This is a genomic window from Gordonia sp. (in: high G+C Gram-positive bacteria), from assembly GCF_020438995.1.
GTDB lineage: Bacteria > Actinomycetota > Actinomycetes > Mycobacteriales > Mycobacteriaceae > Gordonia.
Genome location: NZ_JAGQTN010000301.1, coordinates 1 through 4,547, shown reverse-complemented (window position 1 = coordinate 4,547; position 4,547 = coordinate 1). Strand labels below are relative to the sequence as shown.

4 protein-coding genes are annotated in these 4,547 nt (G+C 67.1%); all 4 read left to right on the top strand.

Going from position 1 to position 4,547, the window contains the following annotated elements; all coding sequences use genetic code 11:
- The first annotated feature begins 147 nt into the window (after positions 1–147).
- Positions 148–627 (top strand): MaoC family dehydratase, encoded by a 480-nt coding sequence (locus tag KDB67_RS21235; protein ID WP_291020354.1) that lies wholly within the window; start codon positions 148–150, stop codon positions 625–627.
- A 4-nt stretch (positions 628–631) separates the two neighbouring features.
- Positions 632–1,483, top strand: a complete 852-nt coding sequence (locus tag KDB67_RS21230) for a CoA ester lyase (protein ID WP_291020352.1) — start codon at positions 632–634, stop codon at positions 1,481–1,483.
- A gap of 91 nt (positions 1,484–1,574) precedes the next feature.
- Positions 1,575–3,524: an acetoacetate--CoA ligase gene (locus KDB67_RS21225; RefSeq protein ID WP_291020350.1), complete on the top strand. Its 1,950-nt coding sequence runs from the start codon at positions 1,575–1,577 to the stop codon at positions 3,522–3,524.
- 100 nt (positions 3,525–3,624) lie between these two features.
- Positions 3,625–4,547 (top strand): DUF5336 domain-containing protein (locus KDB67_RS21220; protein ID WP_291020348.1); only part of this gene is annotated, 923 nt, incomplete at its 3' end.

The window sequence follows — 4,547 nt, the reverse complement described above, 5'->3', positions numbered from 1 at the left end:
TCCTGGAGATTGGTGAGGGCACCACCGAGGTGCAGTTGATGCTCATCGCCCGTGAGCTGGGCCTCACCTGAGCGCTCTCCCTGTGAAACAGCACACGGTGCTCTGATATACCAGATGGGTCATAGTCATGAAAAGGATGTGAGGATGATGAGCGAGCGCATAGTGCAGCGCGGCCTGTGGTTCGAGGAGTACGACATCGGTGCGATCTACGAGCACCGGCCCGGCCGGACGGTTACCGAGGCCGATAACGTCCTGTTCACGACGTTGACAATGAACACGCAGGCGCTGCACCTGGACGCCGCGTGGTCGGCGCAGCAGCCGGGGTTCGGCGGGCAGCGGCTCATCAACTCTATGTTCACCCTCTCGACCATCGTCGGGTTGTCGGTGGCGCAACTGACGCAGGGCACGCTGGTGGCCAACCTCGGATTCGGTGAAGTGGCTTTTCCCGCACCGCTGTTCGCCGGCGACACCCTGTACGGCGAGACCGAATGCACGGGAAAACGCGAATCGAAGTCGCGTCCGGGTGAGGGCATCGTCAACCTGACCCATATCGGACGCAATCAGCACGGCGAGATCGTCGCCCGCGCAACACGTTCGACACTTGTCCGCAAACGTCCGGTGGAGTGAACAGATGACGGATTTCCCGACCTATGCGTGGACGCCACCCGGGCCGGCGATGTTGTTCTGCCCGGCCGACCGCCCGGACCGCTACCAAAAGGCGCTGAGCCGGGCCGATGTGGTGATCCTGGACCTCGAAGACGCTGTGGGACCGGAGAATCGGCCCGCGGCCCGCGAAGCACTCATCGCCAACCCCATCGACCCCGACCGGGTGGTTGTGCGCATCAATCCGGCCACCACGGACGACTACCACCGCGACCTGACGGCCGTGGCGAAAACCGACTACCGGGTGGTGATGCAGGCCAAATCCGAGACACCCGAGTCGGTGATCGAGACCGCGCTGGCGACCATCGCACTGGTGGAGACCCCGCTCGGGGCCACCCGTGTCAACGAGATCGCCGCGGTCGAGAACTGCATCGGATTGATGTGGGGCGCAGAGGATCTGGCTGCCGGTCTCGGCGGCAAGTCGAGCCGCTTCGGGGCCGGGGAGAAGAACCCCGGCACGTACCGCGAGGTGATGCGCTGGGTGCGGTCGGCCACCCGGCTGGCCGCGGCGGCATACGGCAAGTTCGCCGTCGACTCGGTCCACCTCGACATCGACGACGTCGAGGGGCTGGTCGACGAGATCCGGGACGCCGTCGCGCTCGGCTACGCCGCGACCGCGTGCATCCATCCGTCCCAGGTAGCTCACATCCAGGCCGGCTACCGGCCCACCGACGACGAAATTGATTGGGCCAAAAGGGTTGTCGCCGGTTCGCAGGAACATCTCGGCGGGGTGTTCTCGATGGACGGGCAGATGGTGGACGGGCCCGTGCTCAAGCAGGCGCGGGCGGTGCTCGCGCGAGTGGGAACCGGCAAGGTCTGACCGAAACCCCACCGATGAGGGCCGGCATCGCAATTATTGCGATGCCGGGGGCTATCGGTGGGGTTTGGGACCGGCAGCGAAGGAGACAAACATGACGACAAGGCAGATCGACCGATTCGCGGAGTCAGTGGGCCTGGCGGGTAAGGGCTACGACGAGCTGTGGTGCTGGTCGGTCGAGCAACCGGCCGCGTTCTGGCGCGGCGTCTGGGGCTTCTACGGACTCTCCGACCGAGCCGCCGACGCCGACGGAAAACCGTTGGGCCCCGACAATTCCGACGTCCTGGCCGATGCGTCGATGCCGGGAGCCCGCTGGTTTCCCGCGATGCGGCTCAACTACGTGGATCAGGTTCTGGCGCATGCCGATCGGCCGGGTGCGGCGATCATCGGTGTCACCGAGGACGGCGAGCGCCGCGAACTGTCCTGGTCGCAACTCGCCGATCAGGTGTCCCGGCTCGCGGGCACCCTCGAAGACTGCGGGGTCGGTGAGGGCGACGTGGTCGCGGCATACTTGCCCGACATCCCGGAGACGGTGGTGGCCTTCCTCGCGACGGCCACGCTGGGCGCCATCTGGTCGGGTTGCGGTCAGGACTACGCCCCCGAGGGTGCGGCCGCCCGGCTGGGACAGCTCCGGCCCAAGGCGCTGTTCACCTCGACCGGCTACCGGTTCAACGGCAAACCCGTCGACAAGAACGCCGACAGCGCCGAACTCGCCGGTCTGCTGCCCGGACTCGCCGCGCACATCGTCGTCACGCCCGTCGGCGGACCACCCGCACCGGCCGGGGTGCGCAGCTATTCGGACGCGGTGCGCGGCGACAGGCAGGTCACCCCCCGGCCCGTCGCATTCGATCATCCGCTGTGGGTGCTGTTCAGCTCCGGCACCACCGGCAAACCGAAAGGGATCGTGCACGGTCACGGCGGAGTGGTGCTCGAACACCTGAAAGCCGCGGGACTGCATTGCGATCTGGGCGACGGTGACGTCTTCTTCTGGCATACGGCGCTGAGCTGGATGATGTGGAATTTCCAGGTCGCCGGTCTGCTCACCGGTGCGACAATCGTCACCTACAGTGGCTCGCCGCTCTACCCGGATGCCGACCGGCTGTGGCAGCTGGTCGAGTCCGAACACGTCACCTATTTCGGTACCAGCCCCGCGCAGTTGCGGGCCTCGCAGAAGGCCGGCCTGGTGCCCGGACGCGATCACGACCTGTCCGGACTACGCACGCTCGGCAGCACCGGATCCACCCTGGCGGCCGATCTGTTCGACTGGGTCGATGCCAATGTGTCTGCCGGACTGCCGATCTCGTCGATCAGCGGCGGCACCGACGTGGTCTCGGCGTTCGCCGGCGGCAGCGCCGGGGTTCCGGTGGTGGCCGGTGAGCTGTCGGTGCGCTATCTGGGTGTGGCACTGGACAGTTGGGCCCCGGACCGCACTCCGCTGATCGGTGAGGTGGGGGAGATGGTGATCACCGCGCCCATGCCGTCGATGCCGGTGTACTTCTGGGATGATCCCGATGGAAAACGTTATCGATCAGCCTATTTCGATCATGAGTGGGAGGGTGCGGCAGAAGAGGTGGTGTGGCGGCACGGGGACTGGGTCACCGTCACCGGCCGCGGATCACTGGTCATCCACGGCCGCAGCGACGCCACCCTCAACCGGCACGGTATCCGGATGGGATCGGCCGACATCTACGAGGTGGTCGAGGGATTCGACGAGATCACCGAGGCTTTCGTCCTAGGCGTCGACGGTCCCGACGGCAAGTACTGGATGCCGCTGTTCGTCACCCTCGCCGACGGCGCGCGGGTCGACGACGATCTGCGGGCGCGTATCGCGGCTCGGATTCGCACCAGGCTGTCGCCCCGGCACGTTCCCGACGAGGTCATCGAGGTTCCCGGGATTCCGCACACGCGGACGGGAAAGAAGCTCGAGGTGCCGGTGACGGCGATTCTGGCCGGTCGCAGCGAGGTCAATCTCGACCCGCGTTCGGTCGACGATTACTCGCTCATCGACTTCTACACGCGGCTCGGGCACGACCACAGCTGGTGAACGCAGGCTGCCGTTCTCCGTGTCGGGTGTACTACCGTGGAACGAGGTCCATTGCGCTCACCGCGGGGGGCGACCACAACCGAGCAGGAGATCAGAGACCATGTCGTATCAACCAGGTGGTGGCTACGGGCAGCAGCCCGGTGCCTCCGGTCAACCGTACGGGCAGCAGTATCCGGGTTACGGGCAACCGGCGGGAGGGCAACCGACCGGGGGACAGCAGGCGGCAGGCCAGCAGAGCCCGGGTGTTCATGGCGGGAGTCTTCATGGCGGGGGACAGCAGCCTCCGCAGTCCTACGGTCAGCCCGCGTACGGGGGGCAGCCGTCCTACGGCCAGCAGCCGCCCGGCCGCTATGACTACGGGGCACAGGCTCCGGTGCAGCCCAGGCCGAGCGCCGGTCTGCCTGCCAACGTGCGGTTGATTCTCGCCGCCGTCGTCGGCGGCCTCGGCGTCCTCACCCTGTTCTGTGGTTTCTTGCCGGGAGTACGCGAAGGCAGTGCGTCGATTCCGGTATTCGGTGCGGCCTCGCAGTTCGCGGCCCCGTATCTGGCGATCGTCGTTGCCGGCCTGCTTGCGCTGACGTTCTTCCTGCCCGGTGACAAGACGCCACCGGTCGCAGTCGTCACCGCGCTGACCCTCGGGGGAACGGTCGTCGCTTTGTTCGCGATGATCTCCAAAGGCGATTATGCCCCCGACACCGGCGCCGGCGCGATCATTCTGCTGGTCGTGGGCGTCCTGATGTCGATCGCGGCCGTGCTGTGGCTGCTCGTCGACTCCGGTCTGGTCAAGACCGCCGATACCGCAACCGCTGCACCCGGCGTTTCGTCCGCGCCCGGAGTTCCGAATGCCCCCGGCACGCCCGCGGCACCCGGGGATTCCTCGGGGTACGCAGCTCCGCCGGCGCCCGCCCCGTCGTCGTCGGATCCGCAGTCTTACGGCAGCTACGGCACCTACGGCGCCACCCAGTACAGCCCGTCGTACGGGCAGGGCGCGCCGGGCGGGGGCAAATCGCCGGCCGATCCGGC